The sequence below is a fragment of the Brevibacillus gelatini genome (assembly GCF_050920745.1).
Taxonomy (GTDB): domain Bacteria; phylum Bacillota; class Bacilli; order Brevibacillales; family Brevibacillaceae; genus Brevibacillus; species Brevibacillus gelatini.
Window position 1 is genome coordinate 2356051 of the sequence record NZ_CP154342.1, and the last position, 22001, is coordinate 2378051.

General features: G+C 55.6%; 10 protein-coding genes. 2 read left to right on the forward strand and 8 right to left on the reverse strand.

The window, feature by feature from the left end:
* The first annotated feature begins 130 nt into the window (after positions 1-130).
* Positions 131-670, forward strand: coding sequence for a hypothetical protein (locus tag AAFJ72_RS11470; protein ID WP_122903776.1), 540 nt, complete (start codon positions 131-133; stop codon positions 668-670).
* Between the two features lie 356 nt (positions 671-1026).
* Here AAFJ72_RS11470 and AAFJ72_RS11475 read toward each other — a convergent pair whose 3' ends face one another.
* The gene (locus AAFJ72_RS11475) at positions 1027-2379 is read right to left on the reverse strand and encodes an ISLre2 family transposase (protein WP_122906863.1); all 1353 of its coding nucleotides are present in this window, start codon (positions 2377-2379) and stop codon (positions 1027-1029) included.
* 249 nt (positions 2380-2628) lie between these two features.
* Here AAFJ72_RS11475 and AAFJ72_RS11480 point away from each other — a divergent pair, with 249 nt between their 5' ends.
* Positions 2629-3189, forward strand: a complete 561-nt coding sequence (locus AAFJ72_RS11480) for a hypothetical protein (protein ID WP_122903775.1) — start codon at positions 2629-2631, stop codon at positions 3187-3189.
* A gap of 133 nt (positions 3190-3322) precedes the next feature.
* Here AAFJ72_RS11480 and AAFJ72_RS11485 read toward each other — a convergent pair whose 3' ends face one another.
* The 7 genes from AAFJ72_RS11485 to AAFJ72_RS11515 form a co-directional block, all read right to left on the reverse strand.
* Positions 3323-3550 carry a hypothetical protein gene (locus tag AAFJ72_RS11485; protein WP_122903774.1) on the reverse strand — a complete coding sequence of 76 codons (228 nt, stop codon included), beginning with the start codon at positions 3548-3550 and terminating at the stop codon, positions 3323-3325.
* A 3-nt stretch (positions 3551-3553) separates the two neighbouring features.
* A complete protein-coding gene (locus tag AAFJ72_RS11490; protein WP_122903773.1) occupies positions 3554-3871 on the reverse strand; it encodes a heavy metal-binding domain-containing protein in 318 nt (105 codons plus the stop codon).
* An 8-nt stretch (positions 3872-3879) separates the two neighbouring features.
* A complete protein-coding gene (locus tag AAFJ72_RS11495; RefSeq protein ID WP_432774073.1) occupies positions 3880-4638 on the reverse strand; it encodes a CPBP family glutamic-type intramembrane protease in 759 nt (252 codons plus the stop codon).
* 15 nt (positions 4639-4653) lie between these two features.
* Entirely contained in the window at positions 4654-5439 is a 786-nt protein-coding gene (locus tag AAFJ72_RS11500) for an ABC transporter permease (protein WP_432774074.1), read from the reverse strand.
* Positions 5436-6353, reverse strand: coding sequence for an ATP-binding cassette domain-containing protein (locus tag AAFJ72_RS11505; protein WP_432774075.1), 918 nt, complete (start codon positions 6351-6353; stop codon positions 5436-5438). Before AAFJ72_RS11505 ends, AAFJ72_RS11500 begins: the two co-directional genes overlap by 4 nt.
* A gap of 30 nt (positions 6354-6383) precedes the next feature.
* Positions 6384-6575 carry a PLD nuclease N-terminal domain-containing protein gene (locus AAFJ72_RS11510; RefSeq protein WP_122903769.1) on the reverse strand — a complete coding sequence of 64 codons (192 nt, stop codon included), beginning with the start codon at positions 6573-6575 and terminating at the stop codon, positions 6384-6386.
* A 109-nt stretch (positions 6576-6684) separates the two neighbouring features.
* The gene (locus AAFJ72_RS11515; RefSeq protein ID WP_432774076.1) at positions 6685-21945 is read right to left on the reverse strand and encodes a non-ribosomal peptide synthase/polyketide synthase; all 15261 of its coding nucleotides are present in this window, start codon (positions 21943-21945) and stop codon (positions 6685-6687) included.
* Positions 21946-22001: the final 56 nt, after the last annotated feature.

A 22001-nucleotide genomic window follows, 5' to 3' on the forward strand; every position in this document is an offset into this window, starting at 1 on the left:
GATAGCACCTATTTGGACTTTTCGGAATATTACCATCCGACTAATCCGATTAAAAGGAAACAGAGGATGAATCCTGGCTCTATCGCCCATACTATCGGCATGACAACGGAGAGCGAGGGGATACTCATCCATGCGTTACCGACTGCTGATCCTCACCATCCTGCTGTGCGCCGTCATGCTGCCTGTTTTTGCCGAAACGAACATCGGCCGTCTTCATGTACCAATCACCTCTGTCCAAAACGCCAAAGAGCTTGTCCGGCAAAGCGACTACATCGTCATCGGCTGGATCGACAGCGCGCATAAAGCATACCCGACGGGGCGAAGCATCCCCCAGGGCAAAATCGTCAATTACACGCAAACCTTGCACGTCAAAAAAGTGTTCAAGGGCGCATCGCCGCGCTTGCTGACTTTGCTCAGTACAGGGGTGGAGCCGCTCCCCGAGACATCCAGTCCGCTGAACCTCACGTATCCGGGACCGCTTGGAGAAGGAAACTACCTTTTGTTTTTGCGCAAGGTGAAGGGTTCCTCGCTGCACAGCCTCACCGGATTGTGGCAAGGCGTGTACCCGATCTATCAAGGGAAAACAATCGCCCTGCAAGGTGTCGGCTTTGCCGACTTCCATCAACTGTCGTGGGCAGAGATTGAGCAAAAGCTGAAAAGCTTGCCGTAACCAAAAAAACCGCTCGCAAGGTCGGAGCGGTTTTTGGCGTGCAGCGCAAGTCAGCTTCTCATGACGTAAATGAAAATCACCATGGAGATGGCACAAGCCAGCACACAGCCGACAAAGCCCATGATGACCCATTTGTTGTTCGATTTTTGATCGTGTCCCATGAAAACTTCCCCTCGTACAAGCATTCCTTTCTATTATAAAGCGGTTTGGCCTGAAAAGGAAATCGTAAATCCATTCACGTGTGAGTCAAGCCATAGTGGGCAGGATTTTTTTGTCTCCAAAATAAGACTTCTGGTTTCCTCTTCTTGAAAGCGCTTTATTTTTGTATGATTCCTTTCTTCCACTCGATTTTTGCCTCATCCGCGAAGGGCTTTTAAGGCCAGCCCGGTAGGGCTGCTTTGATATGGCCCGTGCAACAGGCGGATCGTCCCGTTTATATAGCCTTTTGCCTGCTCTTTCACTTCCCGTAGCAAGTCCTTCACTCGGACCATTGGGTTGGGCTGTAACACTTGCTTCTTCGCTATCGCCTGGCCGCTCAAACGACTTCCCTCTTGTCGTGCCATAATGGCTCGCAACATCGCTTGTACTCCCCGTACACTCCAACTGTAGCCGCCTCGTTTGGTCCTTTTTGCCATCACCCGCATTTGCGCTTCCGCACTCCCCATTGGACGCATGCCCGTCGTGTCGATACCAGCTTCACCCAGAACCTTTCGATAGTCGATAAGATGCCTTCGATGCCGCCGTAAATAGGCCACGTATTTCCGCCATTCGTTCCGGTGCTCTTCCAGAATCTTTTCCTCCGGTACGGACTCTACTGTCGCCAGCAAGATATCCGCTTCAAAGGCCACCAACGCCTGCCGTACCGTCTGCCACGTCTCTGGCAACTGACCCAGGAATCGGCGCAATTCTCGCGCCACATGAAAGCGATCCAGTGTGTAAATACAGCGGTGAAAGTAGGATTCGCATTCTCCAATCCAATTGGCCCCATCCCCATTGACTACGATCCATGTGTTTTCATCCATGTCGTAATGACGAACCAGAAAGTCGCCAAACCCTTCCCAGAACTCTCCCTTCGTCGTATGCAGGTAATGGCGTTTCGACCTAAGCCGCACTCGGTCCCCCTCTTGTTCCCATCCTTCGTGCACAATCGCCATTCGATTTTCCATTCCCCGCTGGCGCTGCCTCTGCAATGAGGTGTAAAGTCCATCCACTTCCACAAACAATACGCGAACCGACCTTCGGGTCGCTTTCGACACGATGGTTGATGCTTGTTCAACCCGCGTGATTAGTTTGTCCCGAATGGCCTCATGGCTCAGTACCCGATACCCCAGTAACGCTTCCAAGCGTTTTGCGCTGTCCCGGTACGAGGGGCCTTGGCTAGCAAATTCGATCGCTATCTCTTCCAAAAACGGGCTTAGCTTCTCCCGCCCGTCAAAGGCCAGCATACGATCCAACAAATACACATGTTGACCCTTCACGCGATCCTGATACAATCGCCGTTTGAATCGAACCGTACCAAAGAGCGTGTCGATCTGGACTTCTCGTTGGTCCTTCAGCCGAAAGCGTGAATGATCCCGTTGATGCATCAGATACTCGTCCAACGCTTCCAAAATATAAGCCATACCGGCAGCGAACTGTTCCTGCAACGTTCGAAACAACAACGTTTCAAGCTCTTTCATTGTGGGAAATTCCGTGGTAAACTTGCTCACAGGGTTTCTCCTCCTTGGTGTGTTTGGTTTTGGCGCTTTACACTTTACCAAGAAGAGAAGCCCTTTTCTATACCCTCCAACTGATTTTTCTTCAAAAATTTCTTTTCGGTTTGCCCACGAACATTTTACTCATACTCCATTCACAGTAAATTCAATATATAAGCTATGGATTATATGATGTTTTGTTGGTAAAATAATACTGTAGCAACAGCTTTCTGTCATGGAAAAACACTTACAGGAGAGTTCACTATGACACGAATTGCCCTCTTTTTATGTTTGCTCACCCTTTTCACCTTCAGTTATTTTCTGACCGACGATTCCTCTCCCACTGCGCTTGAGGCAATCGAACGCATGCGGGAGGACATCGGCACCGTTTTTCATGAAGCGAGCACCGATAAAGGCACTTTGTTTTTCCTCGTGCGCGAGGATGACCAGATGATTGACGCCGAATTCGCCAAGAGAACCATTCTTGGCTGGAAGTGGGGAAACGGCGGCAGCATTCCCCTCGCATCCGAACACCCGCTGCATGATTCTGCCTTCTCCACGAAATACGTTCCCAACGGCAAGGAAAACCCGTTTGATTCCCCGTTCCCGATGCTGTTTGGCGTCATTCTCGATCCTGAAATTGACAGCCTCCAGGTCGTGAGCGAAAAGACCGGAAAAACACTCCAGGCGGAGATTATCGACAACGAGCTGTTCCCGTTCCGCCTGTGGTACGCACAGCTTCCGCTCAAGCAAGGCAAGCTGTTTTCCATTACCGCTTTTGGCAAGGACGGCGAAACGATCATCTCGGAGAAACAAGTTTCGTAACAGACGCGAATCACTGTTGCATGTACTCTTTCTTGACGTTTCAAACCTGACAGGAAGCGATGCAAGGAGAAACATTGTGATAGCCAAAAATCCCCCTCTCCACAAGGAAGAAGGGGATTTTTGGCGTTCAGCGCTATTCTTTTTCAATCCGGTAGTAGCGGTCCCCTGTCGCCGGATTGTAGTAAACACGCCGCCTTTCCTGCGTGACCGGGTCGATGTTCACTTCATTTGTCGGCTCGAATCCGGGCGGGACTTTTTCTCCATGGTCTTCGTGCAGTCGCCTGTCCTTGATTTTGGACAAGATCAACAGAACGGCCAGGAGCACGACCTGAAAAGCGATGTAGATCAGAAAATAGACCATCGATTATACCGGTTCGACGACCACGGCTGTTCCGTAGGCGACAACTTCGCCCATGTTCCCCATGCTTCCAGAGTCGAAGCGGAACATGACGACAGCGTTTGCCCCCATGGCGTTCGCGTTTTTAATCATGCGGTCGAGCGCCTGTTTGCGCGCATCCTCCAGCAAAACGGTGTATTCCTTGATTTCCCCACCGACAACGGAACGCAGGCCAGCCATGATGTCTCCCCCGATTCCGCGCGCCCGGACGATCAACCCGAATGTTGTTCCTTTCACTTCCACGATCCGATAGCCTGGAATGTTTTCTGTAGTCACAACGAGCATATGCTTCCCTACTTTCTGTTTTTATTCAAGATCACATGCAGTACGATGTCTGCGCAAAAATGACTGATGATGGCGGCTTCCAAGCCGTATTGCCAAAAGAGACAGCCAAACAGGATGCCCAGCATTCCGTTCAGCAGCAGCGTCCATCGTGTGACGACACTGCTTTTTCCGTATGTCATGTAATTCCCGGGAAGATGGGCGCAGGCGAACGCGATGGCGGCGACAGCGATACCCAGCCAGTAGGAAATGCCTGCCAGTCCGAGCTTCTGCGCCAAAAACACGGCAACCGTCATCACCCCGAGTCGCATGAACACTTCCTCGCAAACCCCTCCGTAAAACGACGAAAGAAGACCGAAGAGTCGGTTTGAAATCGGTTCTTCCCTCCGCCGCACAGTCATTTGCGGCTGGAAAAAAGAACGATCCACGAGCGCGACCACGCCCCCTGCCACAATTCCCGAGACAACGGAGACAGCCCAAAAAGCCGGAAGGGAAAAAGGCAGCGTCGCTTTTTGCGACCAATATTCCACGAACCAAAGCCGAAGTCCGGTGGAAGGCAGCAGCCACAAGCCTGCGGCAGTCGCCAAAGCGAGAAAGATGCAGGTCTGGAGCATCATGAGCGCAACCAGGACGGAGGCAGGCGGAACTTTGGCAGCGGGATACATGGCAGCTTGCCGTTGTACTTGCCGGCGAATGGTCCTGGACTGAACGGGAATGATGCAGGCGGCGCAAAGCACACTGACCAGCCAGATGAGCCAAAAGTGTTCCACACCTACGCCTCCCGCCTAGATTTCAGATCGTTCCAGGAAGTACCAGCCCATGAAGAAAAACACGATGTTGAGTGCAAAGACGCCCGCCAGCCCCGGCAGCCCTGTAATGGCAGCTTCGGCCAGTGTCGAGTTTTCCTGAATCATCATGATCGCGGCATTCGTCAAACCGCCTGGGGAGACCATGTCCAAAAACTTGCCGAGAAATTGAGGGACGGTAAAGACCACGATATTGAATACCAGTGAAGCTCCCCCGGCCCCGACAGCGTTGTTAAAGAAGCTGGAGGCACAAAGGGTCGTGGTGACGACAAGCAACAGATTCGGTATGTACATCCATGTACCGAGCCACACATGCGTCCAATCGAGTTTCCCGAAAAGCAGTTCTGTGTAGTAAGCGGTGATCCCCATCCCGATCAACATGCTTCCGATTGTCAAGGTGTAGTAGGTAATGGCTTTGGCCAGATAATACTTGGCCCGGCTGACAGGCTTGACAAAAACCATGGATGCGACCCCGGACGCTTTTTCCCCGGCAATCGTACCCATGACGACGAGAATCAGCACAAACGTGCCGAGCGAGCTGAATTTGCTGATCGCGGTCGAGAGCACTTCCGGAGCGGACGGCATGGGAATGTTGATAACCGTCCCTTTCGGCAGTCCGGTGGAATTGGCCAAAATTTCCGGCAGCATTTTCATCGTAATCGGCTGTGTAATCATCAACGCGATAAACACAATCGGAACGATGAGAATTTTGTACGTTTTCATCAATTCCTGAAATTCTTTTCGTATCATTGGGTAGGAAGTCATCCGTTCACAACCTTTAGGAAAATATCCTGAAGTGACAATGTCGACAGACGGTAGTAGGCAAGCGACCCGCCGGACTCCAGAAGAATGTGCGGCAAGCTTGCCTTGGCTGTTTCCAAGTCGCTCGCGAAAACTTTGTAAGTGCCGCCTTCCCGGCTCCACTCCCTGATCCACGCAAGCCCGTCCAGTACATCTGTCAAGTCGATGTCCTCCTGGTCGAGCTTGAACTCGATGATCGGCTCGACATGGCTGGCCCGCAACTCTTCGAGACTGGATGACAAAAGCACGGTGCCATCCTTGATGATAATGATATGGTCGGCGATCCTCTCGATGTCGTCGAGGATGTGGGTCGACATGAAGACAGTCATGTGCCGCTTCAGCTTTTCGATCAACAGCAGGACGTCATGCCTGCCCATCGGATCAAGAGCCGAAACAGGCTCGTCCAACACGAGCAGCTTCGGGTTGTGGATGAGCGCCTGGGCAATTCCCAGGCGCTGCTTCATCCCACCGCTGTAGCCGCCGATCGGGCGGTTCCTCGCCTCGCTGATACCGCAAAGCTCAAGCAGTTCGTCGGTTCGCTCTTCCACCGTACGCTTGTCCAGCCCGTACAATTTGCCTACCCAGTGCATCCACTCTGTCGCGGTCATGTAGTTGTAAAAGGCGGGAATTTGCGGGCAATAGCCGACTTCGCTGGTGACTTTGTTGCGCTCGGTGACAACGTCGTAGCCGACCACTTTCACCTTTCCCGCTGTCGGTGCCGCCAGACCTGTAAGGATGCGGATCGTGGTCGTTTTTCCGGCGCCGTTTCCTCCGAGAAAGCCGACACAACCGATACCGTCGATGGTAAAGGAAACGTCCTTCAGCGCTTTATGGTCTTTATATTCCTTCGTGAGACTTTCGCATTCGATTACTCGCAAAGAATGTCAACCCTTTCTTCGTGTCGTGGGTTAGTCTTTTCTGCCTACGAAGAAATACACGATGGGTCCCAGGGTGTTGATAAAGATGATGCCGAGCGCCCACGGCCATTTTTTTCCGCCAGCGACTCTAGCTGCATCACGTCGAATCAAGTCAACCAAGGCGATAATCATCAGAAGCAATTGAATGGCAATGAGCGGGGCAATAAGCTGCATATCCGGCATTAGCAATACCTCCAATTATTTCTATTTTTTTTAAGTTTATCATTTTTTTAAGTTTTTTCCCACCCGTCATCCGCGAACGGGAGTGGCGGGTGGGTGAACTTTGCTTTTGTCAAGACATCGCTTTTTCTGGCAGTTGCAATTGTCCGCTTCTGACGAAGTAATCGAGAACCTTGTCGAAAAACTCTTCGTCAATTTCCGGGCACTCGATATCGGCCTGGCGCAGGAGACGGGTCGTTTTGTTGCCGACGTAAACGACGCTGCCCCTGCTGTTGTGGCCGTCTGAGAACAGGTTGCCGAGTGGAGCGGCCGAGTTCGCCTCCATTCCCTTGCTCTTCGCATCCTCCTGCACCGCTTCGACCCATTCCTCCATCGAGACTCGTTCCAGCGTAAAGCCTTTGTTCTCAATGGCTGCAAGCAGGTCGTCGTAATCGGTGGCATCCGGGTTGAGCAGGTGGAAGTTCGCATTTTGGCTGTGCTCGGTCATGGACAGGTGTACGATGCCTTTGCTTGCGAAATCGACAGGCATCATGTCCAGATCGCCGCTCATGTCGGGAGCTTTGCCCAAGTCGATAATGCCAGCAGCCATTCTCCACATCAGGTCGTCTTTTTGGCACGCACCTGTCTCGCTGTCGCCTGTCATCCGTCCGCAACGGTAAATCGTCGTTGGAATGCCGCGCTCTCGGGCGAGGTTGACGATATGCTCGGCCACCCATTTGCTCTGCGTATAGCCGGAAGTGAGGATGCGGCTGTTCTCCGGCATGTCTTCCTCGCGAACGGCTACGGATTCCTCCCCTTCCTCTGCGGCGAACGTAAAAATCGTCGAGACGAAGTGGACAGGCTTCGTCTTGTTCGTGGCAGCAAGGCGGAGAATTTCCTCCGTTCCTTTGACGTTTGCCTTTTTCAAGGCGGCGTACGGATAGACAAAGTTGACCAGTGCGCCGTTATGGTAAACGACATCCACTTTTTCAGCCAGTTCGGCAAATTGCTCGTCAGAAAGTCCGAGTCGCGGCTTGGCCAGATCACCTACTACCGGAATGATCCGCTGTGCCTGGTGCTCGTCCCACAGCTCGTACTGCTCCAGCGTTTTGCGCAGGCGGGCCATCGCTTCTTCTGCGTTGAAAGCGCGCACGAGGCAGTAAATGTCGGCGTCTGTCATCCGCAGCAAATCTCGCAGCAGGAAGGCCCCGAGAAACCCGGTAGCTCCCGTCAGCAATGCTGCCTGGAACTGGGCCGGATCGCCCTTGTACGGCTGTTCGGCCTGGATCGCGGGATCGAGCACAACCTCGTCCTGAAGATCCTTGGCGTCGATTTCATTGGAAACCGAAGAAAGACCGTGCTTGATGATTTCCTCAATCGTCCTGGCCATACCCGCAATCGTCGGGTTTTCGAACAGGATGCGCAGCGGTACTTCCAGCGCAAGCTCCTCGCGTACTCGGAAGATGAGCTGGGTAGCCAGCAGCGAGTGACCACCAATTTCGAAAAAGTTGTCGTGTACGCCGATTTTGTCCATTTCCAGTACCGCCGCCCAGTGCGCGTGCAGCATGATTTCCACCGGGGTTTGCGGCGCTACGTATTCGACATCCGCTTCCGCCCGGTCATATTCCGGCTTCGGCAGCGCCTTGCGATCCAGCTTGCCGTTTGGCGTCCTTGGCAGGCTGTCGAGGATCATGTAATGCTGCGGGAGCATATACGCTGGCAGCTTGTCAGCCAAAAAGCGGTTCAGGTCGTGAATCTTGCTCGTGCAATCGGCTTCGAACACGACGTACGCTACCAGGCACTTGTCGCCTTCCCTGTCTTCGCGCGCGAGCAGCACGACTTCCTTGACGCCAGGGAAGCGGTTCAGGACGGATTCGATTTCGCCCAGCTCGATGCGATAGCCGCGGATTTTGACCTGATAGTCGACGCGCCCTACAAATTGCAGGTTTCCGTCCGGCAAGTAGCGCACGAGATCGCCTGTCCGGTACATTTTCACTCCCGGCTCGCGGAACGGATTTTGCACAAAACGCTCTGCGGTCAGGTCGGGACGGTGCAAGTAGCCGCGCGCCAGGCCGGAACCGCTCAGGTACAGTTCTCCCGGCACCCCTACTGGCACTGGCTTGCGATGGCGGTCCAACACGAATACCTGGGTGTTGAACTGCGGTCTGCCGATCAGCGGCTCGCTCGTCGCCCCTTTTTCCACAATGGCGTGGGTGGAGTAAACGGTGTCCTCCGTCGGCCCGTACAGATTCACCACTTTTTCCACGTGAGCAAAAGCGTACAGCTCCTGTGCCAGTTTGTTGGAAAGCGGCTCGCCGCACAGGTTGACAACGCGTACCGAAGATGGAATGCCTTTCATCCGGACAAGCTCGGCCGCTGCGGATGGCACGGTGTTAATCAGCGTCACCTCGTCGGCAGCCGGCAAGGTTGGCAGGTGCAGCGCATTTTCCGCCATGATGACTTTGCCGCCCATCGTCAGCGTGGCGAACATTTCATAGACAGACAAGTCAAAGCAGATCGACGTGGAGAACAGGACGCCGCTCATTTCCTCCGGCGTGAATGTATCGTGTGCCCAGCGGAGGAAGTAGATGACGCTGCGATGCTCAAGGGCCACCCCTTTTGGATTGCCTGTGGAACCGGATGTGTAGATGACGTAGATCAGATTGTCCGAAGTCGCAAGTTTGCCCGGATTTTGCTCAGACTCGTACGCGACGGCTTCCCAATCGCTGTCCAGGCAAATGACCTGGGCCTCATGCGCAGGCAAGGTCGGCAGCAGCTTTTCTTGCGTCAATAGAAGCGGAATCCAGGAATGCTCGATGATGTAGGCGATCCGTTCTGCCGGATACGCCGGGTCGATAGGCACATAGGCGCCGCCCGCCTTCAAGATGGCGAGCAGTCCGATCATCATCTCGACGGTCCGTTCTGCGCAAATGCCGACGAGCACTTCCGGGCCTACACCCTGTTTGCGCAAATAATGGGCCAGCTTGTTCGCCTGCTTGTTCAACTCGCTGTACGTCACCCTTTGCTCGCCCACGATTAGGGCGACGCTGTCCGGCGCTTTCGCGACCATCTCCTCGATCATTTCGTGGACGCATTTTTCCCGCGAGTACGGTACTTCGGTGCGGTTCCACTCTGTAATCAAAAGCTGCTCCTCTTCCTCGCGCATGAGCGGAAGCAAGGTGATCGACTGATCCGGGTTCGCCACGATCTCTTCCATCAGCTTGTGGAAGTGGTTGACCATACGGGCGATTGTGGCTTTGTCAAACAGCGCCTTGTTGTACTCCACGGTAGCGAGCAGTCCGTCTGCGGTTTCCACCATCGTCATCGTCAGGTCGAACTTCGAAGTGACGGCCCCCATGTCGATGTCGAAGCTGCTCAGTTGAATATCGCCGGCAGGCTCGACCGCGACCGGAATGTTTTGCAAAATAAACATCACCTGGAACAGCGGCGAGTAGCTCATGCTGCGCTCCAATTGCAGCTCATCCAGCAGTTTTTCAAACGGCACATCCTGGTGCGCATACGCTTCCAGTGCCGTTTCCCGCACGCGTGCCAGGAGCTCGCGGAAGCTTGGCTGCCCCGCCATATCCGTGCGCATAACGAGCGTGTTGATGAAGTAGCCAATCAGTTGCTCCGTCTCCTGCTTGTTACGTCCGGCAATCGGTGTTCCGACCAGGATGTCCTCCTGGTTCGTGTAGCGGTAAAGCAGCGTCTGGAAGGCGGCCAAAAGCGTCATGAAGAGCGTTGTGCCTTCTTTTCGGCTCAATGCTTGCAATTTCTCCAAAAGCTTTGCGTCAAACTGGACAGAAAGCTTCTCCCCTTCGTACGTCTGGACCGGCGGGCGCGGACGGTCTGTCGGCAGTTGCAGGAGCGGCTCGCTGCCCTTGAGCTTTTCGCGCCAGTAGTGAAGCTGTTCCGCCAGTACCTCTCCGCTCAGCCATTCCCGCTGCCAGACGGCAAAATCGGCGTACTGGATCGGCAGCTGCGGAAGCGGGGATGCTTCTCCCTGGCTGAACGCCTTGTAGTTGGCCAAAAGTTCACGGAGCAAAATTCCCATCGACCAGCCGTCAGAAACGATATGGTGCATCACCAGCAGGAACACGAAGTCTTTTTCTCCCTGCTGCACGAGGCTGGCGCGAAGCAGCGGCCCTTTCGCCAGGTCAAACGGCTGGAGGATGGCCTGTTCGGCAAGACGCTTGACTTCCGCTTCCCGCTCTGCAGGCTCCATCTCCCGCAGGTCGATTCGGTTCATCGCCCATTCGCCATGGTCGCGAACCACCTGAACGGGGCGTCCGTCGCGAACCTCGAAGTTGGTCCGCAAGCTTTCGTGGCGCTCGATGATCGCCCTAAAGCTCGCTTCCCATGCCGCGACGTCAAGCTCGCCCTGGATGCGTAAAAACGACGGGATATTGTTGACCGAGCCGTTTTGCGTGAACTGCTCCATAAACCACAGCCGCTGCTGGGTAAACGACAGCGGAAGCGGCTCCTTGCGCGATACCTGGACGATTGGTGGCGCGAGTTCCCGGGATGTTTGCGCGGTAAGCAGCGCCAACTGCTCGCCAAGCTCGGCAACTGTCGGGTGTTCAAACAAGGTGCGAAGCTGCAATTCCACGCCGACGAGTTCGCGCAGACGGGAGACGGTCTGCGTCGCGAGCAGAGAGTGGCCGCCCAATTCGAAAAAGTTGTCGTTGATCCCCACTTTTTCTGCGGCAAGAACTTCTGCGAAAACGTTGGCAACCATTTCCTCCAACGGATTGCGCGGCGCGACGTACTCGCTCGCAAGCTGTCCCCAATCGGGAGCAGGCAGCGCTTTGCGATCCACTTTTCCGTTGACCGTAAGCGGGATCGCCGGAAGCCATGTGTAGCTCGCCGGGATCATGTACTCCGGCAGTTTGTCTTTCAGCCAGCGCTTGATTTCGTCTGCCGACACCTCTTGCCCGGAATGGCTGGTCAGATAAGCGGCCAGGCGCTTGTCTCCAGGTCTTGCTTCCCGTGCGAGCACGACGGCTTCTTTGACTGCTTGGTGCTGTCTGAGCGCTTCGGCGATTTCATCCAGCTCGATGCGATAGCCGCGAATTTTTACCTGATCGTCCAGACGGCCAAGGTAGTCTACCGTGCCATCCGGCAAGTAGCGCACGAGGTCGCCTGTCCGATAAAGCCGTTCGCCCGGTTGACCGAACGGGTTGGCAATGAAGCGCTCTTTCGTCAGTTCGGGACGGTTCCAATAGCCGCGAGCGAGGCACTCGCCGCCAATGTACAGCTCACCCGGTACGCCGACAGGCACTGGTTGAAGCTGACGGTCCAGCACATACAGCTTCGTATTCGGGAACGGACGGCCGATTGTCGGCGCATCGTCTGCATCACTCAACTGCTTGATAATCGTACCGACCGTCGCTTCCGTCGGGCCGTAGCAGTTGAAAAACTTCCGCCCGGCCGCATAACGGGCAACCAGTTCGCGGCTGCAGGCATCTCCCCCGACTTCGATCACGGTCAGATCCGGATATTCGGCAACCGGAAGCGAAGCCAGCACGGAGGAGGCCATCGATACTTTGCTGATGCGCCGCTCGCGCAAGGTGCGGACGAGGTCCGGACCCGGCAACAGCGACTCGCGGTCCTCGATGACCAGCGTTCCACCTGAGAGCAACGTCTGGAAAATTTCGGAAACCGAGACATCAAAGCTGAATGACGTAAATTGCAGGACACGGCTGGATTCGTTCAAGCCGAAATACGCGATGTAGGCGTGCACCATGTTCATCAAGCTGCGATGCTCGACGGCTACCCCTTTGGGCTGTCCGGTAGTGCCCGATGTGTAAATGACATAGGCCAGATTGGTCGATTGGACATCGGTATGAACGTTTTCACTGTGCATGTCCGTGTAGAGCGACTCGGCATCCAGGCAAAGAACCGATGCCGCCGTTTGGGAAAACTTGTCCGCAAGTCCTTCTTGCGTCAGCACAACAGCGGCTTGTGAATCCGCCAGCATGTAGGCGATCCGCTCTTCTGGATGGGCCGGATCAATCGGCACATAGGCGGCTCCGGCTTTTAACACCCCGAGAATGCCCACGATCATCTCCATGGAGCGCTCCGTGCAAATCGCCACAGTCGTGTCAGGCTTTGTGCCTTTTTCAAGCAGCAGGCGGGCGAGCTGGTTGGCTCGCTGGTTCAGCCCGGCATAGGTCAAGGTTTGCCCTTTATATTCGAGCGCTGCGTGGTCAGGCGTTTTCTCGACTTGCCGCTCAAATGCCTGATGGATGCACAGCTCACGCGGATAGTCCGCTTCCGTGCGGTTCCAATCGCCGAGCACCTGCTTGCGCTCGGCGTCGTCCATCAGCGTGATGTCGGCAAGACGCAGCTTTGGTGCTTCGCTCATCTGGATCATGAGCCGGCTCATCTGCTGCAGCACCCGGTCGATCATGGCGTCATCGAAGCGATCCTGATCGTATTTCAGCTTGATCGCTACTTGCTTGCCTGGGGCTGCGACCAGCGTAAGCGGGTAGTTGGTTTGTTCCACGGCCGTTACATCGTGAATTTCCAGCGAAACGCCCGACAGAGCAGAGTCCGGATTGCCCTCTTCCCGTTTCGCCGCTTGCACGGTCGGATAGTTTTCAAAGGCGAGAATCGACTCAAACAGGGCAGACCCGCGCGGCAGTTCGCTCCAGCTCTGGATGTCGAACAACGGTGTATATTCGTACTCCCGGATCTCCAGTTGTCTGCGTTGCAAGTCTTTCAGCCAGGCGAGCACGGTCGCGTCCGTCTGCAGCGGAATCCGTACAGGCAGTGTATTGATGAAAGAGCCTACCATCGTCTCAACCCCGGCAAGGTCTGCCGGCCGCCCTGAGCCTGTCGCCCCGAACAGCACTTCCTCCTCGCCACTGTAGCTGCCCAAAATCCAGCCCCACGCGCCTTGCACCAACGTGTTCAGCGTCAACTGATGCTCGCGTACGAAGCTGTGCAACTGCTCGCTCGCTTCCTCCGACAAGAGGACGCTTTTTTCCCTGTATTGCTTCTGTGTGGAAGCAACGGCGGCTTTGCCCATTCCGAGCGCAGTCGGCTCGTGGAAGCCTTTCAGTTGCTCCGTCCAGAACTGCTGTGCTTTTTGCATGTCCTGTCGCTTCAACCAGGCGATGTAGTGGGAGAACGGCTGGGAAGGTCTCCGTTTTTCTTCCCGTCCTTCGCTGATCGCAGTGTAGTGGGCAAGCAGTTCGTTCAACACAATCGGAACGCTCCAACCATCCAGCAAAACGTGGTGGAAGCTCCAGACGAAGCGATATTCCGCATCTTCTGTGCGGAAGACTACCCAGCGCGACAGCGGGGCCTGCGTGATGTCGAAGCTTTGTCTGCGATCTTCCGCAAGAAAAGCGGCAAACATCTCGTCCTGCGCATTTGCTGGCAAATGGCGCCAATCTTCTTCGCGGATCACAGCTTTTACGTCTTTGCGCACAACCTGGTGCGGCTGATTCAGCCCTTCCCAGACGAAGTACGTCCGCAAAATGGAATGGCGGTCCAGCACTTTTTGCCATGCTTTTTCCAGAACGGACACATTCAGGTTGTGGAACGTGACCGCAAACTGGACGACGTAATCGCCGCTGTCCTGGCTGTACAAGGAGTGGAACAGCATGCCTTGCTGGAGCGGCGAAAGGGTATACACATCCTCGATGTGCCGATCCGAGCCAATGTGCTTGTCGATGCTCTTCTGATCCAGTACAGCGAGCGGGAAATCGGACGGGGAGTATCCCCCTGCTTCCTCTGTGGCGCAATGGGCGACAATCTCCCGCAGGGCAGCCATGAAGTCTGCTGCAACAGCGGCAATTGTACTCTCCCGATGAAGCTTCTCGCTGAATCGCCAGGTCACATGCAGTTGCTCTCCTGCGACGACGCTGTTTACGTCGATCAGATGGTGTCGTTGGGCATGCGGACTCAGATTCGCACCGCTGGATTCCGGTGCTGAGCCAAACAGGGAATCGGCGCTGACAATCTGGTCGATCTTGCCCATGTAGTTGAACAGCACTTCTGCCTGCATGCGGTCCAGCGCCTCGACCACCTCCCGATCCGCATGGAGGTAGCGGAGCACGCCGTAGCCAAGCCCTTTGTTCGGAATGGCGCGCAGCTCTTCTTTTGTTGTCAAAAGCGCTTTTTTCACCGAAAAAGTATCGTCCCATTGCAGATGTACCGGATACATGCTGGTGAACCAGCCGACGGTACGCGACAGGTCGATTGTCTCGGCCAGCTCTTCCCGACCATGGCCTTCGACGTTGACGAACACGGAACGTTTGCCTGTCCAGCGTCCAAGTGCCTTCGCCAAAGCGGTCAGCAAGACATCATTGATCTGTGTACGATACACTTGCGGCACATGCTGCAGCAGCGCTTTTGTTTCTTCCACGCTCAACGACAGCTGGACAGACTTCGCAGTCGCCTCTGTGTTCTCCCCGCCATCTGGCGCATCCACAGGCAGCCGGGCCGAATCGACAGAGGACTTGGACAGCCAGTACCTTTTCTCTTGTTCCAGGGCATCTGACTGCGCGTAGCGTACAAGCTCATGCGCCCATTGTTTGTAGGACGTGGTTTTCGCTGGCAGCTTTGCTTCCCTGCCTGCGGCGATTTGCCCGTAGGCGTTTTGCAAGTCTTCGAGGATGATGCGCCACGATACCCCGTCTACTGCCAGATGATGGGCGACGATCAGCAGGCGGCCCGGCACGTCTTTCCCCAGATGGAAGTAAACGGTCTGAACCACTCGCCCTTCTGCCAGGCTCAGATTGGCCTGCGTCTGGTTGGCAATGGCTTCAACGACTCTTGCTTGTTCCTTTTGCGCAAGCTGGGACAAATCTTCGACACGGAACGGAATCGTCTCGCTCGGCGCGTCCATTTGCTGCTGCCAGCCATGTTCTGTCTGGGTATAGCGCATGCGGAGTGCATCATGATGGGAGAGCAGTTGGCCAACAGCTTGTCTGAGCGCCTCCTGGTCGATGCCAGCCCGGATGGAAAGCAAGACGGACTGGTTCCAGTGATCCCGATTTTCCAATGGAAGCGCAAAGAACCATTTCTGAATCGGCAAAAGCGGCACTTCGCCTGTGATCGGCCCTTGCTCCGCTTGTCCTGCAGCTTTTTCCTCCACGACCTGCGCCAGTTCGGCAATGGTCTGGTATTCGAACAATTGCTTTGGCGTAAGCGTGAGTCCTGCCTGGTTCGCACGGGACACGATCTGGATGCTGAGAATCGAGTCCCCGCCCAGCTCGAAGAAATTGTCGTGAATCCCGACTTGCTCGATGCCGAGCACGTCTTTCCAAATGGCGGCAAGCCGCTGCTCTTTTTCCGTAGACGGCGGAACAAACTCTCCCGCAAGCTCTGGTCGCTGGAAATCAGGGGCGGGCAAGCTTTTGCGATCTACCTTGCCGTTTGGCGTGAGCGGCAAATACGGCATCTCGATGAAAAACGCCGGAACCATGTAGTCAGGCAACGCTTCCTTGAGCGCTTTGCGGATGTCGTTGGTGGCAAGCGCCGTTCCTTCCTCCAAAACGAGGTAGGCAGCCAGCCGCTTCGTTCCCTGCTTGTCCGTGCAAACGGTCACGACTGCTTCCTTTACCGCAGGGTGAGCGACAATCGCCGTCTCCACTTCTCCCAACTCGACGCGGAAGCCGCGAATGCTCGTCTGATCGTCGGTACGACCGATGAACTCAAGGCTGCCATCCGGCAGGTAGCGCACCAGGTCGCCTGTCCGGTAGAGACGCGCCCCTTCGGCTTCGCTAAATGGATGAGGGACAAAGCGCTCTTGTGTCAGCTCGGGACGATTCAGATAACCGCGCGCCAGAGAGCTTCCGCCGATGTACAGCTCACCGGACACTCCGACAGGAACAGGCTGCATGTGGGTATCGAGTACGTAAACCTGCACATTGTCAATCGGACGGCCAATCGTGGGGGCGGCTGTTTGTCCCGCCTCTTTCGGAACGATGCCTGCTGTTGCCACGACCGTATTTTCTGTCGGCCCGTATTGGTTCACCAACGTAAACGGCAGCTTGTCCGACGGGTAGTGATGCAGCTTGTCGCCGCCCGTCAGCATGTAGCGCAGCGCGGTATGGTCCGGCCAATCAAGCGCGAGCATGCTCTCCGTCAAGGGCGTCGGCAAAAAGCTGATCGTGATCCGGCAATCCACCAGCCAGTCGCGCAGTTTTTCCGGTACGAGACGAATTTCTTCCTCCGGCAAATAAAGTGTGGCTCCTTTTGTCAAATAAGGCCAAATTTCCCATACCGATGCATCAAAAGCGGTCCCGGCAATTTGCGAAGCCCGATCTTTGGCTGTGACCTGATAGGCTCGCTGATGCCAGAAAATCAGGTTGAGCAGAGCGGCGTGCTCGATCTCGACTCCTTTTGGCGTGCCTGTCGAACCTGACGTGTAGATGACATAGGCCAGTTCGTTTACGGAAGCCGCACTCGCTGGAGCCGCCGTCTGCTCCCTGGCGATCGCGTCCCAGTCTGCGTCCAGGCAAATCAGGCGGCTCGCGCCTGCAGGCAGTTTGTCGGTGAGACGTTCTTGCGTCAGGACAATCGCCATGCCTGCATCTTGCATCATGAAGGCGAGCCGATCCTTTGGATACGCCGGGTCCATCGGCACGTAGGCACCGCCCGCCTTGATGATCGCCAGCTGTCCAATGACCATCTCGATCGACCGTTCGACGCAAATGCCGACGAGACTTCCCCGGCCGACACCTTGCTTTTGCAAATAATGGGCAAGCTGATTCGCTTTCGCTTCCAGTTCGGCGTAGGTCACGGATTGCTGCTTTGTGACGACAGCAGGCTGATCTGGCAGTTCGCGGGCGATTTGGGCGACCAGCTCATGCACGCAATGCCCGGTGGAGTACGCTACGGCTGTGTTGTTCCACTCCGCCACGACTTGCTGCTGCTCCGCTTCGCTCATCAGCGGCAAGGTGGTGATCGCCTGGTTGGCGTCCGCTGCTACGGCTTCGAGCAATCGGCCAAAGTGCCCGATCATCCGTTCCACCGTGCTTCGGTCGAACAGCGCTGTGTTGTACTCAAACGTAGCCGCCAAACCGTTCGGCGCTTCTGCCATCGTCAAGGTGAGGTCAAACTTGGTAGTCTCCACCTGCTGACCGCCCTCTAGCGGCAAGATGTGAATCCCTTCCAGCGCTTCTGCCTGAACCGGAATGTTTTGCAGAACAAACATCACCTGGAACAGCGGGGAGTAGCTCAGGCTGCGCTCCAGTTGCAGTTCGTCCACCAGCTTTTCAAAGGGCAGGTCCTGATGAGCATACGCTCCAAGGGCCGTCTCCCGCACGCGCGCCAGCACTTCCTTAAAGCTCGGCTCGCCGGACAAGTCTGTTCGCATGACGAGCGTGTTGATGAAAAAGCCGATCAACCCTTCCGTCTCCTGACGGCTGCGTCCCGCTTCCGGCGTGCCGACGAGAATGTCGTCCTGCCCTGTGTAGCGGTACAAAAACACCTGGAAGGCGGCGAGCAGCGTCATGAAAAGCGTCGTCCCTTCTCTTTTGCTCAGGGCAAAGAGACTCGCTTTCAGCTCTTCGTCAAACATGACGGTGATGCTGCTGCCCTCGTACGACTGCACAGCAGGTCGGGGCCGATCTGTCGGCAAGGCAAGCAGCGGCTCTGCTCCGCCCAGTTTTGCCCGCCAGTAGGACAGTTGCTTTTCCAACACGTCGCTCGTGAGCCATTCGCGCTGCCAAACCGCATAATCCGCATACTGGATCGGCAGCTCGGCAAGTTGTGGTGTCTCCCCTTTGGCAAAAGCCTGATAGCAGGTGAACAGCTCGCGCAGCAAAATCCCCGCTGACCAGCCGTCGGCGATGATATGGTGCACGTTCAGCAGGAAAATGAAATTTTCTTCCCCGGTCTGGATGATCGTCGCGCGAATCAGCGGGCCTGTGACGAGGTCAAACGGCTTGTTCGCCTCTTCTTTTGCCAGACGCTGTCCTTCTGCGTGACGCACATTGTCCGGAAGTGCGCGAAGATCGATTCGCTCCAGTCGCCAGTCAATCGTTGGATGAATCACCTGAACGGCTTCTCCGTTTTCATCCGTAAACGTCGTGCGCAAGCTCTCGTGACGGTCGATTATCCGCTTGAGACTGCGCTCCCACGCGTCGATGTCAAGTTTTCCCTGCAATTGGACAGCGGTCGGGATGTTGTACAGCGCATGATTGGGCATCAAGCGGTCAAAAAACCACAGGCGTTGCTGCGCATAGGAAAGCGGCAAGTTCCGGTCGCGGGCAACCGGGACGAGCGGAATGTCGGACAGACCCGATTTGTTTTCACTGACCGAGGCAATCCATTCGCTGAGCTTGTTCACCGTCGAAAACTCGAAAAGAGTGCGGAGCGGTATCTCTACGCCAAACGCTTCCTTCAGGCGGGAGACCGTTTGAGTTGCCAGAAGTGAATGGCCGCCAAGCTCGAAGAAATCGTCGTAGCTGCCGACCCGCTCCACCGAAAGCACTTGTGACCAGATGTTCGCCACGATTTCTTCTGTCGGGGTACGCGGAGCGATATACTCCCGCTGTGTGGTCAGCTGTCCCCAATCCGGCACAGGCAAGGAGCGGCGATCCACTTTTCCATTGACGGTAAGCGGAATCGCATCCAGCCAGACAAAGCCTGCCGGAATCATGTAATCCGGCAATGTTTCCTTGAGGAAAAAGGCAAGTTCCTCTACAGCTGGCTTCTCTTCGTTCGTCGCTGCCACCAGATAGGCTGCCAGGCGCTTGTCACCCGCTTTTTCTTCCCGGGCGATGACCAGTGCCTCCTGCACGGCAGGGTGCTGTCTGAGGGCATTTTCAATCTCGCCCAGCTCGATGCGATACCCGCGAATTTTTACCTGATGGTCGATGCGTCCGAGAAATTCGAGATTGCCGTCTTGCCGATAGCGAACGAGGTCGCCCGTCCGGTAAAGACGCTCGCCTTCCGCGCCGAACGGATGCGCGATAAAGCGCTCGGCTGTAAGCTCGGGACGATTCCAGTAGCCGCGAGCCAAGCCTTTTCCGCCAATGTACAGCTCACCGGGAACTCCGACAGGCACAGGCTGGAGGTTCGCATCCAGTACATACATCGTCGCGTTGGCAATCGGACGGCCGATCGGCGGGTTTTCCATGCCGGGCTGACACAGCATCATCGTGGAGCATACGGTCGCTTCCGTCGGGCCGTAGCAGTTGAAAAACTGGCGGCCGGGCGCGTAGCGGGCCACAAGCTCGCGGCTCGGCGCTTCCCCGCCGACGATCAACGTGCGCAGGTCAGGCAGTTCGGCATCCGGCAGAGCTGCCAGCACGGAAGACACCATGGAAACGGCAGTGATGCGCTGTTCCCGCAAAACCTGAATCAGCTCTGGACCTGGCATGAGCGACTCCCGATCGGCGATGACCAGCGTTGCACCAGCGAGTAACGCCATTGCGATTTCGGAAATCGACACGTCGAAGCTGAACGAAGTAAATTGCAGGACACGGCTTGTCGGCTGAATGTCAAACGCTTCGATCAGGGCATGCGCCATGTTCATTACGCTGTGGTGCTCGACCATGACCCCTTTTGGCTGTCCGGTAGAGCCAGAGGTGTAGATCACGTAGGCAAGGTTTCGCTCCATAGCCTCGCTCGCAACATTTGCAACAGGCTCATCGGCCAGTTCATCGCTGTCGAGGCAAACGACATTCGCCTCTGTTTCAGGCAGCATCTCGATGAGCGACTGTTGGGTCAGCAGCACACGCGCTTGCGAATCCGCGATCATGTAGGCGATGCGCTCTCGTGGGTGGGCCGGGTCAATCGGTACGTAGGCAGCCCCGGATTTCATTGCCCCAAGGATGGCGATTATCATTTCAGGCGAACGCTCTGTGCAAATGCCGACGAGCGTATCCGGCTTCACCCCTTCGCTGACGAGGCGGTGGGCCAACTGGTTCGCCCGTTCGTTCAACTGCGCGTAGGTCAGTTCGACATCGTGATAGGCAACGGCCACGGCATTCGGCGTCTTTTCCACTTGCCGCTCAAACGCGTGATGAACACAAAGCCCTGTAGGGTATTCCACTGCCGTCCGGTTCCACTCGACGAGAACTTGATGACGTTCGCTCTCGCTGATGAGAGAGACATCGGCAAGCCGTTGTCTGGCGTTTTTGGCAATCGAGACCAGCAGCGAGTGAAGCTGATCGAGAACCCGCTCAATGGCAGAAAGCTCAAACTGGCTTTCATCGAATTTGACCTTGATGTCGATCGTCTTGCCGGAGGCTGCTACGAGCGTAAACGGGTAGTTTGTCTGCTCCTCCGAGTGTACGTCCACAATCGAGATCGTACTTTCTCCACCGCCGCCACCTGATTGCCCGACAGGCGTATTTTCAAAAACGAGAATGCTCTCAAACAGCGATTGTCCGCGCGGTACATCGCTCCAGCCCTGGATTTCCACAAGCGGCGTGTACTCGTACTGGCGAAACTCGGCTTGCTGCTGCTGCAAAGATTTGAGCCAGCTGATGACACTCTCATCCTGTCTGATCTGCACCCGGACGGGCAGGGTATTGATAAACAAGCCAATCATCGTCTCGACCCCGGGCAAATCGGCGGGACGTCCCGAGACGGTGGCGCCGAACACAATGTCATCCTGACCGCTGTAGCGACTTAGCAGCAAGGCCCATGCGCCTTGCACAATGGTGTTGACGGTCAGACGGTGCTGACGTGCCAACGTTTGCAGCGCGCGGGAAATCGGCTCGCTGACTGTCAAATCCAGTTCCCGGTACTGCTTTTGATCGAGGTACGGATTTTTGTAGGCTCGTCCGAACGAAAGCGGCGTCGCTTCCGCAAAGCCTTGCAAATAATGGCGCCAAAACGCTTCCGCCTGCTTCAAGTCCTGCTTTTTCAGCCACACAATGTAGTCGCGGTACGCTCTGACCGGAGGGAGCTGTACCGGCTGGCCTTTGCTGAGCATGTCGTAGGCCGCAAATACTTCGCCGAAGACCAGCGGCATGCTCCAGCCGTCGATCAGTACGTGATGCAGCGTCCACAGAAAATGAACGGTATCGCTATCCAAATGAAACAGGTTCAATCGCATCAACGGCGCTTGCTCGACGTTGAAGCCGCGTTTGCGATCTTCTTTCGCAAACGTATGTAAAAAAGCCTCTTGTTCGGAGGAGGAAAGATGAAGGAGATCGTGTTCTACCAGCGATATTTTCAGTTCCTTCAGGACGACCTGGACGTATTCTTTTACTTTGCCGCCAACAAATCTGGTGCGAAAAATGGCGTGTCTGTCTACCAGGCACTGCCATGCCTGTTCAAACAAGGAAACATTCAGAGGACCTTGCAGCTTCAGCCCCATCTGTACGATGTAGGCTCCGGACTCCGGCTCCAGCAAACTGTGAAAAATGAGGCCCTGCTGCAAAGGAGTAACGGGATAATACGTTTCAATGTTATTCATCTTGTCCTGTTCACCCCCATTAAAATTTGCCAAAAGAGGCGCCGGCGTTTGACGCC